This is a genomic window from Afipia sp. MLSD5-FHT05B12, from assembly GCF_058793355.1.
This window is the reverse complement of the sequence record NZ_JBXAFS010000001.1, coordinates 402860-419603: the sequence shown is the minus strand read 5'-3', so window position 1 is coordinate 419603 and position 16744 is coordinate 402860. Positions and strand designations below refer to the sequence as shown.

Below are 16744 nucleotides of genomic sequence, written 5' to 3'. Positions count from 1 at the left end.
AACTCTTTACGGCTTCGACGGATCAAAGCGGCGCTCCAGCCCCTGCCAGCAGTCGGCGTAATCGTCCTGCAACGCACTGGTTGTCGCGGCATACTCGGTCACGTGCTGCGGAAACCGTGTTTCGAACATGAAGGCCATGGTGCCGGTCAGCTTCACCGGCTTCAGTTCGCCGTTGCTGGCGTGATCGAACGCCTCGCGGTCCGGCCCGTGCGGCAGCATCATGTTGTGCAGGCTGATGCCGCCCGGCACGAAGCCCTGCGGCTTGGCGTCGTAGACGCCGTAGATCAGCCCCATGAACTCCGACATGATGTTCATGTGATACCACGGCGGCCGGAAGGTGTTCTCCCCCACCATCCAGCGCTCCGGGAAAATCACGAAGTCGATATTCGCGGTGCCCGCGGTTTCCGACGGCGATGTCAGCACGGTGAAGATCGACGGATCGGGATGATCGAAGCCGATGGCGCCGACCGGCGAGAACGTCCGCAGGTCATATTTGTACGGCGCATAGTTGCCGTGCCACGCTACCACGTCGATGGGCGAATACGGCAGTCTGGTTACGAACAGCGAGCCGCCCCACTTCACATAAAGCTCGGTCGGCGTTTCCTTGTCCTCGTAAGCCGCCACCGGGGTCAGGAAGTCGCGCGAATTGGCCAGACAATTCGCGCCGATCGGCCCGCGCTCCGGCAGCGTGAACGCGCCGCCGTAGTTCTCGCAAAGATACCCGCGCGCCGGACCGCCCGGAATCTCGACGCGGAATTTGACGCCGCGCGGGATCACGGCGATCTCGCCGGGTTCGATATCGATGATGCCGAACTCGGTGACGAGGCGCAGGTTGCCCTCCTGCGGAACGAACATCAGTTCGCCGTCGGCATTGTAGAAATGCTGATCCACCATCGATCTGGTGATGAGATAAATGTGCGCCGCCATGCCCGCCTGGGTGTTGGCGTCACCCGCCGTGGTCATGGTGTAAACGCCCTGGAGGAAGGTTTGCTCCTCCTTCGGCATCGGCACCGGGTCCCAGCGCAGTTGCGCGATCGGCATGTCGTACTCGGTGCATGGCGCGGTGCGCCAGTATTTCGCATCGGCCCTGGTGAAGCGGCCCGAATGCTTCACCGACGGGCGGATACGATAGAGCCACGAGCGCTCGTTGGTGCCGCGCGGCGCGGTGAACGGCGATCCCGAAAGCTGTTCGGCATAAAGCCCGTAGGCGCAGCGCTGCGGCGAGTTGCGCCCGATGGGCAACGCGCCGGCCAGCGCCTCGGTCTCGAAGCTGTTGCCGAAGCCGGACATATAGCCCGGTGTGACATTGACGGCGTTGCGATTGACGGCGCCAGGAGCGGTGTTGATGTTCATCGCACTATCCTCCTTGCAAAGCTGCCCACATTTCGCGGTCGCGCTTGTCGGTCCAGATCACCGGATCGTCGATCCCGGATGCCTCGTCGTAGGCGCGCGAGACATTGAACGGCAGGCAGTGTTCGTAGATCGCGAAGCTGGAAAACTTCGGGTCCATCACCTCGCGGCTCGCGGCCATGGTTTCCTTGAGTGAACGCCCCTTCGCCACCGACAGTTCCGCCGCGCCATAAAGCGAGGTCACGAAATCGCGCGTCATGGCGATGGCCTCGTTCACCGTCGCTGTGCCCTTCAGGGCGTCGCCGCGCCCCGGCGCGACGGCTTTCGGATTGAACTCGCGGATCTCGTTCAGGGTCAGCGGCCATTTGCGCAGCATTGCGTCGCCGCAATAACAGGCCGAGTGATACTCGATCAGATCGCCGGAGCACATCACCTGCGCATCGGGCACCCATGCCACGATGTCACCGGAGGTGTGGCCCGCGCCGAGATGCATCAGCTGCACCTCGCGCTTGCCGAGATAGAGCGTCATGCCGGTGTCGAAAGTCAGCGTCGGCCAGGTCAGGCCGGGAATGCTCTCAGCGTCGCGGAACAGGCGCGGAAACCGGCCATATTCGGAATCCCAGTCCTGCTGTCCGCGCTCCATGATGAGGCGACGGGTTTCCGTTGAGGCGACGATGCCCTGCGCCTTGTAGGCCGATGCGCCAAGCACGCGCACCGCGTGATAGTGCGACAGCACGACATACTTGATCGGCTTGTCGGTCACGGTCCTGACGCGCTCGATCACGCTGTTCGCCATCGCCGGTGTCGCCTGCGCATCGAATACGATGCAGCCGTCATCGCCGACGATCACCGCCGTATTGGGATCGCCCTCCGCGGTGAAAGCGTAAATGTCCGGGCCGATTTCGGAGAAAGTGATCTTCTTTTCCGTCATGTCGCCGGTCGAAGCAAAACCCTTTGCGCTCATTTTGCGTCCTTTTCTGAATTCATCTTGTTGCTGGCCTGACCGAGCTGGCGTTTCGCCAGCGCAATCGCCGCGCGCAGCACATCGGCATCGCCAATATGATTGGCCAAAATCAAAACCAGTGCCGTATCCAGCGATGCACTGTCCTCGTCGCTCAACCCGCGATGCGCTTCCACCACCAGCCGGTAGGCGGTGTCGGGATCGCTGAAATTCGATGCGGTCGAGAGTGTCATGGCGCGGCCCTCCCGCTAGCGCGAACCATCGCGGCCTGCACCGCCGCCGCCGTCGGCTTCCTGAAGCGTGCCGCCACGTAACCGTCGGGACGCAGCAGATAGGCTGCGCCTTCGGATGCATCGTAGCGTTTCGCGAACAGTCCCGACGCATCGCGCAGCGGCGCAGCTTCACCGATGGCGATGGTCCTGCAGCCGGGATGATCGCCGCCATTCAGTCCCGATTGCAGCAGGACGAAACCGCCCTCGCCCTGTTCGATAAAGGCTTCTGTGAGATAGATCGGTTCCCCGCTTGCCGTTGTCAGCGGCGCATCGGCCATATGCGCTCCGGGGCGCGGCCCCGCGCTCCATGCTTCGTTGTCCGGCGTCGACAGCGGCGATTCATAGACCGATGGCGTGGACAACCGCCCGCCGTTGACCATGCGTTTAGCGAACTCGGTTTCCTTCGCGAGCCGCAGCACGGCTTGCCGCATCCGGCGTTCCTGCGCTGAATGCGGCGCGATGAAATCGGTCGAGCGGGTCGAGGCGCGGATGTTCTCGTCGGCGGCGGCGCCGCGTTCGATCTCGTAGCTGCCCAGCAGCGATACCGGCGCCGCTCCGCGCAGGATCAGCGACAGCTTCCACGCCACATTCTCCGCGTCTTCAAGCCCTGAATTCGCGCCCCGCGCGCCGAACGGCGACACCTGATGCGCGGCATCGCCCGCGAAGATCACGCGCTCATGGACGAAGCGCTGCATGCGGCGGCACTGGAACTTGTAGATCGAAATCCATTCGAAATCGAAATTTGTGTGGCCCAGCATCCGCTCGATCCGTGGCCGCACATTCTCCGGCAGCCGCTCGACGGCAGGATCGGCATCCGGCCCCAGTTGCAGGTCGATGCGCCAGACATCGTCCGGCTGGCGATGCAGCAGCGCCGACTGGCCCGAATGGAACGGCGGATCGAACCAGAACCAGCGCTCGGTGGGAAATTCCGCGGTCATCTTGACGTCCGCGATCAGGAACTGATCCTCGAACACCTCGCCGGTGAATTCCGCGTCGACAAAGCCGCGCAGCGCGGAGCGCGCGCCATCGCAGGCGACCACATAGTCCGCCTTCAGATGATAGCGTCCGTCCGGCGTATCGATCGCCAGCACCACATGATCGTTGCGCTGGTCGAGGCCAACGACCTTGTTGCGCCAGCGCAGGTCAACCTGCGGCAGTTCCTGAACGCGATCGACCAGAAAGGCTTCCGCATAATACTGCTGGAGATTGATGAAGGCCGGCATCTTGTGGCCGTCTTCCGGCAATAGGTCGAACCGGTAGAGCATGTCGTCGTTCAGGAAGATCTTGCCGACCTTCCAGACAACGCCCTTCTCCACCATGCGCTCGCCGACCCCGAGGCGGTCCCACAATTCCAGCGAACGCTTCGAGAAGCAGATCGCACGCGAGCCGTCCCCAATCCGGTCGGCGTCGTCGAGCAGAACAACCGCATGGCCCCGCTGCGCCAGATCGATGGCGAGCGTCAGCCCGACCGGACCAGCCCCGACCACCACCACCGGGTGGCGCGCGGCATCCGCCGCCGCCCGGTCCTGATCGGAATGGCGGCGATAGCCGAACTGAATATTCCGTGATACCGGCACGTCTCTCTACCCTGCTTGACTGACGGACCCCTTGAACGAAGCCTCTGGTCAAGAAGATAGACCAAGGCTATGATCGTTGCAACTGCAACCAAATAGGCCAAGCCGCTTCTTGGCCAAACCGGACGTTCTTCTTGACCAAGCTCGACCTTTTCAAATTCGTGCCGTTCCGGCTGAACCGGCTGGCCGCCGAAGTCAGCGCGGAACTCTCCAGCGAATACAGCGAGCGCTACGGCCTCGATATTCCGGAATGGCGGGTGCTGGCGACGCTCGGTTTCCGGGACGATGCCTGCACGGCGCAGTATATCGCCTACTGCACGCGGACGCATAAATCGACCATCAGCCGGGCCGTCGCCCACCTGCTGGAACAGCAGTTGATCGAACGCGTCGAGAATGTGGATGACCGCCGCGAGCTTGCCTTGCAGATCACCCGCAAGGGCCGCGCCCTCTATGAGGAGCTTATTCCCCGTCTGCTCCGCAAGGAGCAGGACATCCTGTCATGCCTGACGGCGGCTGAGCGGAAGGAATTCGCAAATGCGCTCGGCAAGATCGAGCAGCAGCTCGATCTGGTGCAAAGCGTGAAAGACGCGCGCGCCAAAAAGGATGCGTACTAGGAGTAGTTCACACAGCCGTCATCGCCGGGCTTGACGGTTCACTAACACGCGTAACGGCAGAGGGAGCAAAACCTGCTCCCTCTCCCCGTAAGAACAGGGCGAGGTTGCAGCAAGCTATCACGCCGCGCGGATATTCGCCATGAAGCGATCGAGCTCCTGACGCAGCCGCGTGCTTTCGACCGCCAGCGTCTGGGCCGAGTTCAGCACCTCGCCCGACGCCGTGCCGGTTTCGCTGGCGCCGCGGTTTACCTCGGAGATGCCCTCCGCGATCTCCAGCGTGCCGCCGGCGGCGCTCTGGACGTTGCGGGCGATCTCGGTGGTCGCGTTGCTCTGCTGCTCGATGGCAGCGGCGATGTTGCCGGCGATCTTCGAAATCTGGCCGATGGTCTCGCCGATTTCCTTGATGGCGAAAACCGATTCCTGCGTGGCGCTCTGCATCCCGGCGATGTGCGACGAGATCTCGTCGGTCGCCTTCGCGGTCTGGCTCGCCAGCGACTTCACCTCGGATGCGACGACGGCGAAGCCGCGCCCCGCATCGCCTGCCCGCGCCGCCTCGATGGTGGCGTTCAGCGCCAGCAGATTGGTCTGCTCGGCAATCGCCGTAATCAGCTTGACCACGTCGCCGATTTCCTGCGCCGCCCGCGAGAGCTTAGCGATACGCGCGTCGGTCGCCTCGGCCTGCGACACCGCCGCGGCGGCGATGCGGCTCGACTCCTGGACCTGCCGGCCGATCTCGACAACGGATGCCGAGAGTTCTTCTGTCGCAGCCGCCACCGACTGCACGTTGGACGATGCTTCCTCGGATGCGCCTGCGACCTTGCCCGACAGCATCTGGGTCGCCTCGACGGTACGCGTCAGGGTCGTCGCGGACGATTCAAGCTGGCTCGCCGACGCCGAAACACTGGATACGATCCCGCCAACCGCGGTTTCGAAATTGTCCGCGAAACGATGAAGCTCGGCGCTGCGCGCGGCGCTGGCGGACTTGCCTTGCTCCTCGCGCTCCGCCGCCTCGCTCTGCGCCTTGGCGACGGCCCGCATCTTGAATTCCTCGACCGCACCCGCCATCTCGCCGATTTCATCCTTGCGGCCAAGGCCCGGCAGGACGACGTCGAAATTGCCGCCGGCAAGCTGACGCATCGCATCGCACATGCCGATCATCGGCCGCGAAATTCCACGGCCCAGCATCCATGCCAGCAACGCACCGAGCGCGATGCCGCCGCCGCCGAGAATCGTCACAAATTTTCCGGTGGTGCGCGCAGCCTCGGCGGATTCCTTCGAGAGCCGGGCCTGCTGTGCAAGCAGACCGTCCTTGATGGCCTTTGCCTCCTGCGTGACAGCCGCCGCCGCTTCATTCATCCTGGCCGACAGCGCCGCGATCTTCGCGGTATTCTCAACGAACTTCGTGAAGGCCACCTTGTAGGCATCGAGTTCCTGGGTGATCTCCGAAATCTTCGATGCGAGCTTCGCGTCGTCGGCTGTCAGCGTGCCGAAGCTGTTCTTCAGAAGCTGCATGCGGGCATTGACGCTATTGGCGACGGCGGCATCGGGGCGCAGGACGTAGTTGCTGATGTTGGACGTGATCGACGCCGAGTGGGTCGCCAGTTCCTTTGCGTTCTGCTGAATCGATGACAGCCCCGCGAGAATCGCAGTGTCGGCCAGATCGTCGAACTTGTAGCGGATGACGTTGCCCATCCGGAGCAACTGGTTCGACGCGATCGCGGCGTTATCGGTCTTGAGCTTGATGACCTCGCCGAACAGCCCCGCGAACTCGCTGTAGCTGGTGGAAAGGTTGAGGACGCTTTTCCGGTTTCCAGCGGTGGCGACCCGGGCCGCGCGTTCGATTGCGGCGCCAAGGGCGGTCTCGGCGGCGCGCGCGGCTTCCTCGTCGGCGGGAAGGCCGGTCGTCACGTAATAACGTGCGAGAAGCTGATACGCTGCGAGTTCGCGGTCGATGTCACGCGCGCTGTCGGTCTCGGCGACAATGCCCTGATAGGATTGGACACCCTCGGCGATGCGCTCGAAGCCGAAATAGGTGACACCCATGTTGATGGCGGAAATGCTGAGCACGATAACGAAACCGAGCATGATCTTGGTTCGAAATCGCAGGTTGGAGAGAAAGCTGACGCTCGTCTTCTGCTTTGCCGGAGTGTTCTTGAACCAGCCCATTCCCAACCCCCAAAAATTCTTTTTGCATGCGAAGCCTGCCGGACAGCCAACCGGCGCAAGGTCCCTCAAGGTAAACAAAATTGAATAACACCCCGTAAATTGCTACCTCACGCAGCAAAAAACGCCCACCAAGCGGGCGTTTCCTGCAAACATCGCGCGCAATTGCCAGGTTTGCACGGGCTTTCAGCACCGCGCGGCGGCAAAGATTAACAAATTATTCCCAGCTCAGCGCGCCGCCGTTCTGGTACTCGATCACGCGGGTCTCGAAGAAGTTCTTCTCCTTCTTCAGGTCCATCGCCTCCGACATCCACGGGAACGGATTGTCCGTCTCGTCAAACACGCGGGTCAGTCCAAGCTGGGCGCAGCGGCGGTTGGCGATGAAGTGCATGTACTGCTCGCACAGCGCAGCGTTCAGGCCGAGGAACCCCCTCGGCATGGTGTCCCGGCTGTAGGCCGCCTCCAGTTCGGCGGCCTCGCGGATCATGCCGCGCACCTCGTCCTGGAACGCGTGGGTCCACAGATGCGGATTTTCCATCTTGATCTGGTTGATGACGTCGATGCCGAAGTTCAGATGAATGGACTCGTCGCGCAGGATGTACTGGTATTGCTCGGCAATACCAACCATCTTGTTGCGCCGGCCGAGCGACAGGATCTGCGCGAAGCCGGTGTAAAACCACATGCCCTCGAAGATCACGTAGAACGCGACCAGATCGCGCAGGAACGCCTGATCCGACTCCGGGGTGCCGGTCTTGAAATCCGGGTTGTCGAGATTCTGCGTATGCTTCAGCGCCCACGCCGCCTTGTCGGTGATCGAGGGCACCTCGCGGTACATGTTGAACAGTTCGCCTTCGTCGAGGCCGAGGCTTTCGACAATGTACTGGAAGGTATGCGTATGCACCGCCTCCTCGAATGCCTGACGCAGCAGATACTGCCGGCACTCCGGATTGGTCAGGTGGCGATAGATCGCCAGCACGATGTTGTTGGCGACGAGGCTTTCCGAGGCCGCGAAAAATCCAAGATTGCGCTTGATGGCGCGGCGCTCGTCATCGGTGAGACCGTCGCGTGATTTCCACAGCGCGATATCGGCCTGCATCGATACTTCGGTCGGCATCCAGTGATTGTTGCAGCCGGCGAGATACTTCTCCCACGCCCATTTGTACTTCAGCGGCAGAAGCTGATTGACGTCGGCGCGGCAGTTGATCATCGCCTTGTCATCGACCGACACACGGCCGCCTTTGCGGTCGATGATGCCGAGACCTGTTTGGTCAGCCACGGCGGGCTGGCCAGCGAGGATCGGCGGAAGCGTATTGATGGCTTTGTTCGGCGAGGTGTCGGACCAGTCGAGCATGGGAAGATTCCTGAAAATCGTGTGGCCTTCACCCTCCCCTTGAGGGGGAGGGTCGCCGACCGGCAGGTCGACGGGGTGGGATGAACACGACGGCACGGGTTCTCACCCCACCCCGCCGCTACGCGTCGACCCTCCCCCTCAAGGGGAGGGTAAGAAGCGCTACTGGCACGCCTCGCAATCGGGATTATCGATCGAACACGCCACCGCGCCCGACAAATCCGGCGCGGTCGATGCCTGCGGCACCACGATGGGCTGGTTGACTGTCATGACCGCGGGCGACGACGATGACGACACCGCATTGAGCTTGCCGTCGGTGCCTTTGAGCGTGGATTTCTCCACATGCGTGGCGCTGCGCGAGCGCAGGTAATAAGTCGTCTTCAGGCCACGCGCCCACGCCAGCCTATACAGTTGATCGAGCTTCTTGCCCGACGGATTGGCGATGTAGAGATTGAGCGACTGCGCCTGATCGATCCACTTCTGCCGCCGCGCCGCGGCCTCGATCAGCCACGCGCTATCGATCTCGAAAGCGGTGGCATAGAGCAGCTTGAGATCGTCCGGCACGCGGTCGATGGAGCCGACACTGCCGTCGAAGTACTTCAGGTCCGACACCATCACCTCGTCCCACAACCCGCGCGCCTTCAAATCGCGGACGAGAAACTCGTTCACCTCGGTGAAGTCGCCGGACATGTTCGATTTGACATAGAGGTTCTGGTAGGCGGGTTCGATCGACTGCGCCACGCCGCAGATGTTGGAGATGGTCGCAGTCGGCGCAATCGCCATGACGTTGGAATTGCGCATGCCGACCGACTGCACCCGCGAACGAAGTGACGTCCAGTCCAGCGTTGCCGACCAGTCCACGTCCAGACCGCCACGCGCGTCGGCTAGGATCTCGATGGAGTCGATCGGCAGGATGCCCCTGCTCCACAGCGATCCCTTGAACGAGGGATACTGCCCGCGCTCCGCCGCAAGATCGACCGACGCCGAGATGGCGTGATACGAAATCGCTTCCATGCTGGTGTCGGCAAACGCGACAGCGGCGTCCGAGGCAACCGGAATCCGCAGCGCATGCAGCGCATCCTGAAAACCCATCAGGCCGAGGCCGACCGGGCGATGTTGCAGGTTGGAGCGCCGCGCTTCGGGGATGGTGTAGAAATTGATGTCGATCACGTTGTCCAGCATCCGCATCGCGGTGGAGATGGTCCGTTGCAGCCGCGCATGATCGATGCCGCCCTCGCCCACATGGTTGAGCAGGTTGACCGAGCCGAGATTGCACACCGCAACCTCGTCATCCGACGTGTTCAGCGTGATCTCGGTGCAGAGGTTGGACGAGTGGATCACGCCGACATGCTGCTGCGGCGAACGAAGATTGCACGGGTCCTTGAAGGTGATCCAGGGATGTCCTGTCTCGAACAGCATGGTCAGCATGCGCCGCCACAGATCGGTGGCGCGCAGCTTCTTGAACACGCGCATCTCGCCGCGCGCGGCCTTGTCCTCGTAGAAAGCATAACGCTCAGCAAACGCCTTGCCGTAAAGGTCGTGCAGGTCCGGCGTCTCATCCGGCGAGAACAGCGTCCACTCGCCATCGGCCTCGACGCGTTGCATGAACAGATCCGGCACCCAGTTCGCGGTGTTCATGTCGTGGGTGCGGCGGCGGTCGTCGCCGGTGTTCTTGCGCAGATCGAGAAATTCCTCGATATCGACATGCCAGGTCTCGAGGTAAGCGCAGACCGCGCCCTTGCGCTTGCCGCCCTGATTGACCGCGATCGCGGTATCGTTGGCAACCTTCAGGAACGGCACCACGCCTTGGCTTTCGCCGTTGGTGCCCTTGATGTGCGCGCCGAGGCCGCGCACGCGGGTCCAGTCGTTGCCGAGGCCGCCGGAATACTTCGCCAGCAGCGCATTGTCTTTTACCGACTTGAAGATGCCGTCGAGATCGTCGGCCACCGTGGTCAGGAAGCAGGACGAGAGCTGCGGCCGCAGCGTGCCTGAGTTGAACAGCGTCGGGGTCGAGGCCATGAAGTCGAACGACGACAGCAGGTTGTAGAATTCGATGGCGCGCGCCTCGCGGTCGATCTCACGGATCGCAAGGCCCATCGCCACGCGCATGAAAAACGCCTGCGGCAGTTCGATGCGGTTGCCGTTCTCGTGCAGGAAATATCGGTCGTACAGTGTCTGCAAGCCGAGGAACTGAAACGACAGATCGCGCTCCGGCTTCAGCGCCGCCGCGATCCGCGTCAGGTCATAGCGCGCCAGTTCAGGGTCCAGCAGTTCAGCCGCGATCCCCTTCTTGACATAGACCGGGAAGTAATCCGCATAGCGCGCCGTCATATCCGCCTGCGTAGCGCTGATCTGCGCGGAATGAACGAACGACAGCACTTCGGTGCGCAGCTTGTCGAGCAAGAGACGCGCGCTGACATAGGCGTAGTTCGGCTCCTGCTCCACCAGCGTGCGCGCGGCCATGATGCCCGCGAGCGCAAGCTCGTCCTGGCTGATGCCGTCGTAGAGATTGCGGCGTGTCTCGGCGAGAACCGGCGCGGCATCGGCACCGTCGAGACTGGCGCAGGCTTCCTGAATGATCAGGGTCAGACGCTCGACATCGAGCGGCACGCGCGCGCCGTCGCCCAGCGTGACATGCAGCAGCGGCTCGGACGATGTCTTGACCGGCCTAGCGGCGGCCTCTTCGGCACGCTGACGCGCGCGCTCTTCGCGATAGAGCACATAGGCGCGGGCGACCTTGTGGTGCTCGCTGCGCATCAGCGCGAGTTCGACCTGATCCTGCACATCCTCGATATGGAAGGTGCGGCCCTCGCCGATCCTGCGGGTCAGCGCGTTCACCACCTCATTCGTCAGTTGCTCGATCACGCCGTGAATGCGGCGCGACGCCGCCGCGGTGTGTCCCTCGACGGCGAGGAACGCCTTGGTCATCGCGATCGAAATCTTGCTTGCGTCGAACGGCGACACCGTGCCGTTGCGGCGGATCACCTGTAACGGCGGTGTGGCGGCAGGGACGGCCAGCGACTCGGAACGCAACTGAATGAAAGGAGCGGACTTGGCGGCTTCGCGTTCGATCGAGAGTGACATCGGCAGACCCCGTGCATGTTGCAATTTTCTGGGGGCTGGGGCCGAAAGGCGCGTCGTCGCGGCGCGCGAACGCACCGAAGCACGCGACCGCCGGACACCCCGCCCGTGGACGTTCTTTTGGTGTCGCGGCAGGTCTCCTGACTCGCAGGTCGCGGCTGAATCCGGTCTTCCCGATGCGAGAACGCACCAGTGACATCGGTCGGATTCAACTCACTGCTTACAGTTGCGGGGGCAGCGCCGGATTTGCAGCATCGGAGTGCAGCTCACCGGCTTCCCATTTTCACCACTAGGCCTTGCGGCTTTGCGGAACCTCGACATCTACATCCTGTGTATTTGGGACAGGAAGTCAACATCGTGAACCTGTGAATAACCGGGACGACTCCTGCAACAGCGCAAAATGCGCTGAAAAACCGCCCAAAGTTTTTTTTGGTGGCATGAGCAAAAGGCGTTCGAGAGTCCTGCCGCGGATCGCGCTATCCAGAATCAGTTTCCATGATTCTCGCCGAACATTTGCCCACTCACATCGCGCACGCGTCCGGCGCTGCCGCAGTGGGAAGCTTTCCATTTGACCCGGCGCGAGCCACGTCAAGGATGAAACACAGATGCCGCGCGCGTAAACATAGTTCTCGGCGGAAGTGTCGTCATCGAGACAGCGTCGCTTCTCCCTCTCCCCGCATGCGGGGAGAGGTGAATATCAGCGCGCCCCGGAATGACGGCCCCTTACTTCTTCTTCCCGTCCGCGGCGAACTGCTTGAGGAAGGCGGTGAGATCCTTGATCTCGTCTTCCTTCTTGATGCCGGCGAACGCCATCTTGGTGCCGGGGATCTTGGCCTTCGGGTCCTTGATGTATTCGGCAAACACCGCCTCGTCCCAGGTGATGCCGGAATTCTTGTTGGCGTCGGAATAGCTGTAGCCCGCGACGCTTCCGGAGTGGCGGCCGAACAGTCCGTTCAGCGCGGGGCCGACACCGTTCTTGGCGGTCTCGCCGACCTGATGACAGGCGCGGCACTTGTTGAAGGACTTCTCGCCCGCGGCGGCGTCCTGAGCGTTGGCGGTGCCGGCGAAACTGACGGCGGCAAGAGCGAAGGCAGCGGCGAGCGAACGAGCAATCATATGTTTTGACCTTTGAAGCGGGCAGGAAGGCTGGCTGATGGAGTGAGAGAGCGCGAGGCGGGAAACGTCACCGGAACCCGCCACGACGCGGCGGGTTCCGTCAACGGTGAACAAGTGTCAGGCAAACATATCGGCTGTAATTCCGGCGTACCAGCCCATGTTTTCCGCCTGCGTCTGCTTGCGCAGCCCGGCATCCTCGCCGGTCTTCGAGACGAAGGTGGATGACGCCGTGATCTTGCCGTCCTTGGGCTCGTAAGCGCCGCCGACCTTCACGCAGTCGTCGGTGTCGATCAGGCTCCAGCAGGTATTGGTGTAGCGCGCCGGGAACGTGCGCGCCGAAGCCAGCTCGCCCCGGATCATCATGGCGGCGACCTTGGCCTGACTGTTGGCGGAGAACGCGGACTTCGGCATGTCGCCGGCGATGGAGGCATCGCCGAGGATATAGATATTGGCATCAACCGACGACTTCATGTTGGTGGGGTCGATGGCGCAGTAGCCGGTCGTGTTGGCGAGGCCGGCATCCCGCGCGATCGCACCGGCCATCTGCGCGGGAATGACGTTGACCAGCGCCGCATTCTTGTAGGTCTCGAATCCCGTCACCACGGTGTTGGTCTTCGGATCGACCGACTTGACCCCGTCATGAACCTTGGGGCCGAGCCATTCGACCATGCCCTTGTAGTGCTTTTCCCAGCCCTCCTGAAACAGCGCCTGCTTGGAGAAGCTGTCCTTCGGATCGATCACGATGATCTTGGAGCGATCCTTGCGCGCTTTCTTCAGAGCATGCGCCATCATCGAGACGCGCTCATAGGGTCCGGGCGGGCAGCGGTAGGGGTTGGGCGGCGCGATCATCACGATGACGCCGCCGTCAGGCACGGCATCGAGCCGTTTCTTCAAAAGCAGCGTCTGCGCGCCCGGCTTCCAGGCGTGCGGCATCTTTTCTTCCGCGGCCTGCGACCAGCCCGGAACGGAATCGTATTTCAGGTCGATGCCCGGTGAGACCACGAGGCGGTCGTAAGGCAGCTTCTTGCCGCCCGCGAGAACGACTTCCTTCTTGTCGCGGTCAATCTTTGCGGCGCGGTCTGCAACGACGGTGACGCCGTGCTTCTTCAGCGCGCCGTAGCCATGGGTGATGGACGGATAGTCCCTCACACCGCCGAGATAGAGGTTGCTGTGGAAGCAGGTCTGGTATTTCGCATTGGGTTCAATCAGCGTGACGGCAATCGCGCCGCCGCTGTCCTTGGCGATGTATTTCGCCGCGGTGACGCCGCCCGCGCCGCCGCCGATCACCACCACGCGCGGCTTGCCCTGCCCGAGTACAGCGGGCGCACCGAACATCATGATCCCCGCGAACGATGCCGATCCCGAAATCAACTGCCGACGACTGATGCTCATGGTATCCTCCAATATGTCTTATGAAAAATCCAATGCAGCAGGCCAGCCGGGTCAGCCGACCTTCAGATACGCGAAGCCTTTCGATTGCAGCGCCGCCACCGTGGCGACACCGGACGGGACGAAGCCGATGAACGGCGCATCCTTCACCTTGGCCTTGTCCAGCTTCAGCCGCTGGAAGGTGATCTCGCACAGGAGAACCTTGAGGCCGTTCTTGGCGAGCGCGGTGACGCGCTCGAACAGCGCCGGATCGATGGTCTCGTCCTTCCAGGGCGTTCCTTCCAGCGTAGAGAGGAAATATTTCACCGAAACGCTGTGCGCGACGATCACCAGTTGCAGGCCGAACGGGTCGGCGCCGTAAGCCGAATAGTGATTGGAGATGTTGTTGAGCGTCTGGGCGAAGCGCGCGTTGTCGCCATAGTCGCAATGATAGAGGCAGGCAACGTCGCCTTCCTTCTTCAAATCGGCCATGGACAGGTCTTTCGGCGCGGCATGCGCCGTTGCCGCTGCCAGACCACCCGCGGCGGCTCCGATAATAAGACTGCGCCGCGTTGCCGAGCCATTCTGGTCTGTCATGACAGCCTCCGATATTGAAACCGCTATTTCTGCGTACTGAAATAAGCCGCCAGGGCCGCGATGTCATCAGCTCCGAGACGCCCCGCGACGGTTTGCATCACCGGGTTGTCGCGTTGTTTCTGCTTGTAGGCATTCATCACCGCGATGAACTGGTCTTCCGGCCATCCGTGGATCTTCGGAATGCCCTGCGCGTTCTGCCCCGACGTGCGATGACAGGTCATGCACTCCGACGACAGATATTGCCCAAGTTCGCGGTCACCGGCAGCAGCATTTTCCAGCGCAAGACCCGCCGTCAGAACGAAAAGCAACGCTTTCGCCGGCCGCCGCCCCATCAATCGACCTTCGGTCCGGCCTTGCTGTCAGGCGTCACATCGATTGAAATCGCCCGGCCGATCACCTTCGGTGCGCTGCGGCAATCCTTCATGCACGGGTCCTTCTTCCAGAACTGCTTTTCGGCGGTCTCGCGGTCGTCGTCGTAGAAGGCGGACGCATTCGGCATCTTGATGGACGTAAAGTTCTTGTCGTTCAATTCGAAGTTTTCGTCCTTTACGATATCATTCATGCTCAGAAGATACGCCGTCAGAGCATAAATATCATCGTCGGACAGTGACCGCGCATTTCCATAAGGCATCGCGCGCTTGATGTAATCGAATGCGGTCGACAGGTCCGGCCAGAACGAGCCGACGGTCTTGTCGGGACGGTCCGCCTTCAGCGTTCCGGTGCCCCCGGCAAGCACCGGCCAGCGGCCCGCGCCTTCACCGAATTCGCCATGGCAGGACGCGCATTGCGCCTGAAACAGTGCGTCTCCCTGCTTCACCGTGCCCTTGCCCGGCGGAAGGCCCTTGCCGTCCGGCCGCACATCGGTGTCCCATGCCTTGATCTCCTCCGGCAGCGCCGGGCGTCCAAGTCCGAGCTTGGATAAGGTCTTGGTGGCCGCCTGTGCGGCAATTTGCTGCGCTTCGATTGGCGAGTTCGCAACTGCGAGCGCCGCGCCACACAGCAAAGCGAATGCGGCGAGCTTAGCCAATCTCGACATTTTCAGTCTCCCCGCTCGCGCGCACCAGCCAGGTCTGAATGCCGTTGTTGTGGTAGATCGAGTTGACGCCGCGCACCTTGCGCAGTTCGTCCTTGGCCGGCTGAACGTAGCCGGTGGAATCCATCGCGCGGGACTGGATCATCAGCTCCTGCCCGTTCCAGTCGAAGTCGACATAGAAACGCGTCAGCGACTTGTCGAATACCGGCCCGTCGATCCGCGCGGTCTGCCAGTTACGGCCGCCATCCATGGTGACATCGACGCGCTTGATGGTGCCGCGCCCGGACCATGCGAGCCCGCTCAGCACATTGCGGCCCTTATGCTTCAGCGGCGCCTGCGGCGATGGGTTGGTCACCACCGACTTCGCATCCATGACAAAAGTGTGCTTGCGGGAGCGGCCGTCGGCGAGCAGGTCGGTGTATTTCGACGTCTCCTCGCGGGTCTGCCACGGCTGATCGCCGGCCTCGATGCGACGAATCCATTTCACCCAGAGATTGCCTTCCCAGCCGGGAATGACCGCGCGCAGCGGATAACCCTGTTCGGGCCGCAGCGCCTCGCCGTTCATCGCGAACGCGAGCATGCAATCGTGCAGCGCCTTCTCGACCGGCAGCGAGCGGTTCATGCCGGCGGCGTCAGCTCCCTCCAGCATCAGCCATTTTGCATTCGGCTTGAGGCCGGCTTCATCCAACAGGGTCTTCAGCGACACGCCGGTGTACATGAGGTTATGCACCATGCCGTGGGTGAACTGGCAGCCATTGAGCTGCGCGCCGCGCCACTCCATGCCGGAATTCGCCGCGCATTCGAGGAAGTAGACCTTGTTCACGCGCGGCATGCGCCTGATGTCGTCCATCGTGAACACCAAGGGCCTGTCCACGAGACCGTTGATCATCAGGCGGTGATCGGCAGGATTGATCTCCGCGATGCCGGAGTGATGCCGCTCGAAGCACAGCCCCGACGGCGTGATGATGCCGTCGAGGTCGTGCAGCGGCGTGAAGTTGACGGATGACTCGGGCGACGCGGTGAGCCACGACACATCGCGGCGGATCACGTTCTTCTCGAACTTCGAGGGCATGCCGTAAGGAGTCTTCTGTACGCCGTCGCCGAGATAGCGATTCCAGTCCTGCACGCCGGTAATCAGCGGATCGGGTTTGGCTCCTTCCGCCATCGCGGGCATCGCGCCGAGTGCGGCGCCGGCGCCCGCGAGACCCGCGGCGCCAAGGAATTTGCGGCGGTTGAGAATATCCGCAGATGATTTGTCACTCATGCG

14 protein-coding genes and 1 riboswitch are annotated in these 16744 nt (G+C 62.3%); of the genes, 1 reads left to right on the top strand and 13 read right to left on the bottom strand.

What is annotated here, in order from left to right; all coding sequences use genetic code 11:
- Positions 1–6 precede the first annotated feature (6 nt).
- From hmgA to AC1Q6J_RS01805, 4 genes are read right to left on the bottom strand one after another with little or no spacing between them, the layout of a single operon-like run.
- Positions 7–1353, bottom strand: coding sequence for a homogentisate 1,2-dioxygenase (gene hmgA / locus AC1Q6J_RS01820; protein WP_492277613.1), 1347 nt, complete (start codon positions 1351–1353; stop codon positions 7–9).
- Positions 1354–1357: 4 nt separating this feature from the next.
- Entirely contained in the window at positions 1358–2314 is a 957-nt protein-coding gene (locus AC1Q6J_RS01815; RefSeq protein ID WP_492277612.1) for an MBL fold metallo-hydrolase, read from the bottom strand.
- Complete coding sequence (locus AC1Q6J_RS01810) at positions 2311–2544, bottom strand: DUF2783 domain-containing protein (RefSeq protein ID WP_492277611.1); 234 nt, start codon at positions 2542–2544, stop codon at positions 2311–2313. Before AC1Q6J_RS01810 ends, AC1Q6J_RS01815 begins: the two co-directional genes overlap by 4 nt.
- The gene (locus AC1Q6J_RS01805) at positions 2541–4160 is read right to left on the bottom strand and encodes an FAD-dependent oxidoreductase (protein ID WP_492277610.1); all 1620 of its coding nucleotides are present in this window, start codon (positions 4158–4160) and stop codon (positions 2541–2543) included. Before AC1Q6J_RS01805 ends, AC1Q6J_RS01810 begins: the two co-directional genes overlap by 4 nt.
- A 131-nt stretch (positions 4161–4291) precedes the next feature.
- On the opposite strand from AC1Q6J_RS01805, the gene AC1Q6J_RS01800 reads away from it, so the two are divergent.
- Positions 4292–4771, top strand: coding sequence for a MarR family winged helix-turn-helix transcriptional regulator (locus AC1Q6J_RS01800; RefSeq protein WP_492277609.1), 480 nt, complete (start codon positions 4292–4294; stop codon positions 4769–4771).
- A gap of 117 nt (positions 4772–4888) precedes the next feature.
- Here the strand turns inward: AC1Q6J_RS01800 and AC1Q6J_RS01795 are convergent, their stop codons facing one another.
- The 9 genes from AC1Q6J_RS01795 to soxC form a co-directional block, all read right to left on the bottom strand.
- A complete protein-coding gene (locus AC1Q6J_RS01795; RefSeq protein ID WP_492277608.1) occupies positions 4889–6937 on the bottom strand; it encodes a methyl-accepting chemotaxis protein in 2049 nt (682 codons plus the stop codon).
- A gap of 214 nt (positions 6938–7151) precedes the next feature.
- Positions 7152–8285 carry a ribonucleotide-diphosphate reductase subunit beta gene (locus tag AC1Q6J_RS01790; RefSeq protein WP_492277607.1) on the bottom strand — a complete coding sequence of 378 codons (1134 nt, stop codon included), beginning with the start codon at positions 8283–8285 and terminating at the stop codon, positions 7152–7154.
- Positions 8286–8444: 159 nt separating this feature from the next.
- A complete protein-coding gene (locus tag AC1Q6J_RS01785; RefSeq protein WP_492277606.1) occupies positions 8445–11366 on the bottom strand; it encodes a ribonucleoside-diphosphate reductase subunit alpha in 2922 nt (973 codons plus the stop codon).
- A gap of 110 nt (positions 11367–11476) precedes the next feature.
- Positions 11477–11695, bottom strand: a riboswitch (cobalamin riboswitch).
- Positions 11696–12086: 391 nt separating this feature from the next.
- Positions 12087–12479, bottom strand: a complete 393-nt coding sequence (locus tag AC1Q6J_RS01780; RefSeq protein WP_492277605.1) for a c-type cytochrome — start codon at positions 12477–12479, stop codon at positions 12087–12089.
- 117 nt (positions 12480–12596) lie between these two features.
- Entirely contained in the window at positions 12597–13871 is a 1275-nt protein-coding gene (locus tag AC1Q6J_RS01775) for an NAD(P)/FAD-dependent oxidoreductase (protein WP_492277604.1), read from the bottom strand.
- 51 nt (positions 13872–13922) lie between these two features.
- A complete protein-coding gene (locus tag AC1Q6J_RS01770) occupies positions 13923–14444 on the bottom strand; it encodes a DsrE family protein (protein ID WP_492277603.1) in 522 nt (173 codons plus the stop codon).
- Positions 14445–14467: 23 nt separating this feature from the next.
- On the bottom strand, positions 14468–14752 hold the full coding sequence (locus AC1Q6J_RS01765; protein WP_492277602.1) for a c-type cytochrome: 285 nt from the start codon (positions 14750–14752) through the stop codon (positions 14468–14470).
- 23 nt (positions 14753–14775) lie between these two features.
- Positions 14776–15480, bottom strand: coding sequence for a c-type cytochrome (locus AC1Q6J_RS01760; protein WP_492277601.1), 705 nt, complete (start codon positions 15478–15480; stop codon positions 14776–14778).
- Positions 15464–16741, bottom strand: coding sequence for a sulfite dehydrogenase (gene soxC / locus AC1Q6J_RS01755; protein ID WP_492277600.1), 1278 nt, complete (start codon positions 16739–16741; stop codon positions 15464–15466). Before soxC ends, AC1Q6J_RS01760 begins: the two co-directional genes overlap by 17 nt.
- Positions 16742–16744: the final 3 nt, after the last annotated feature.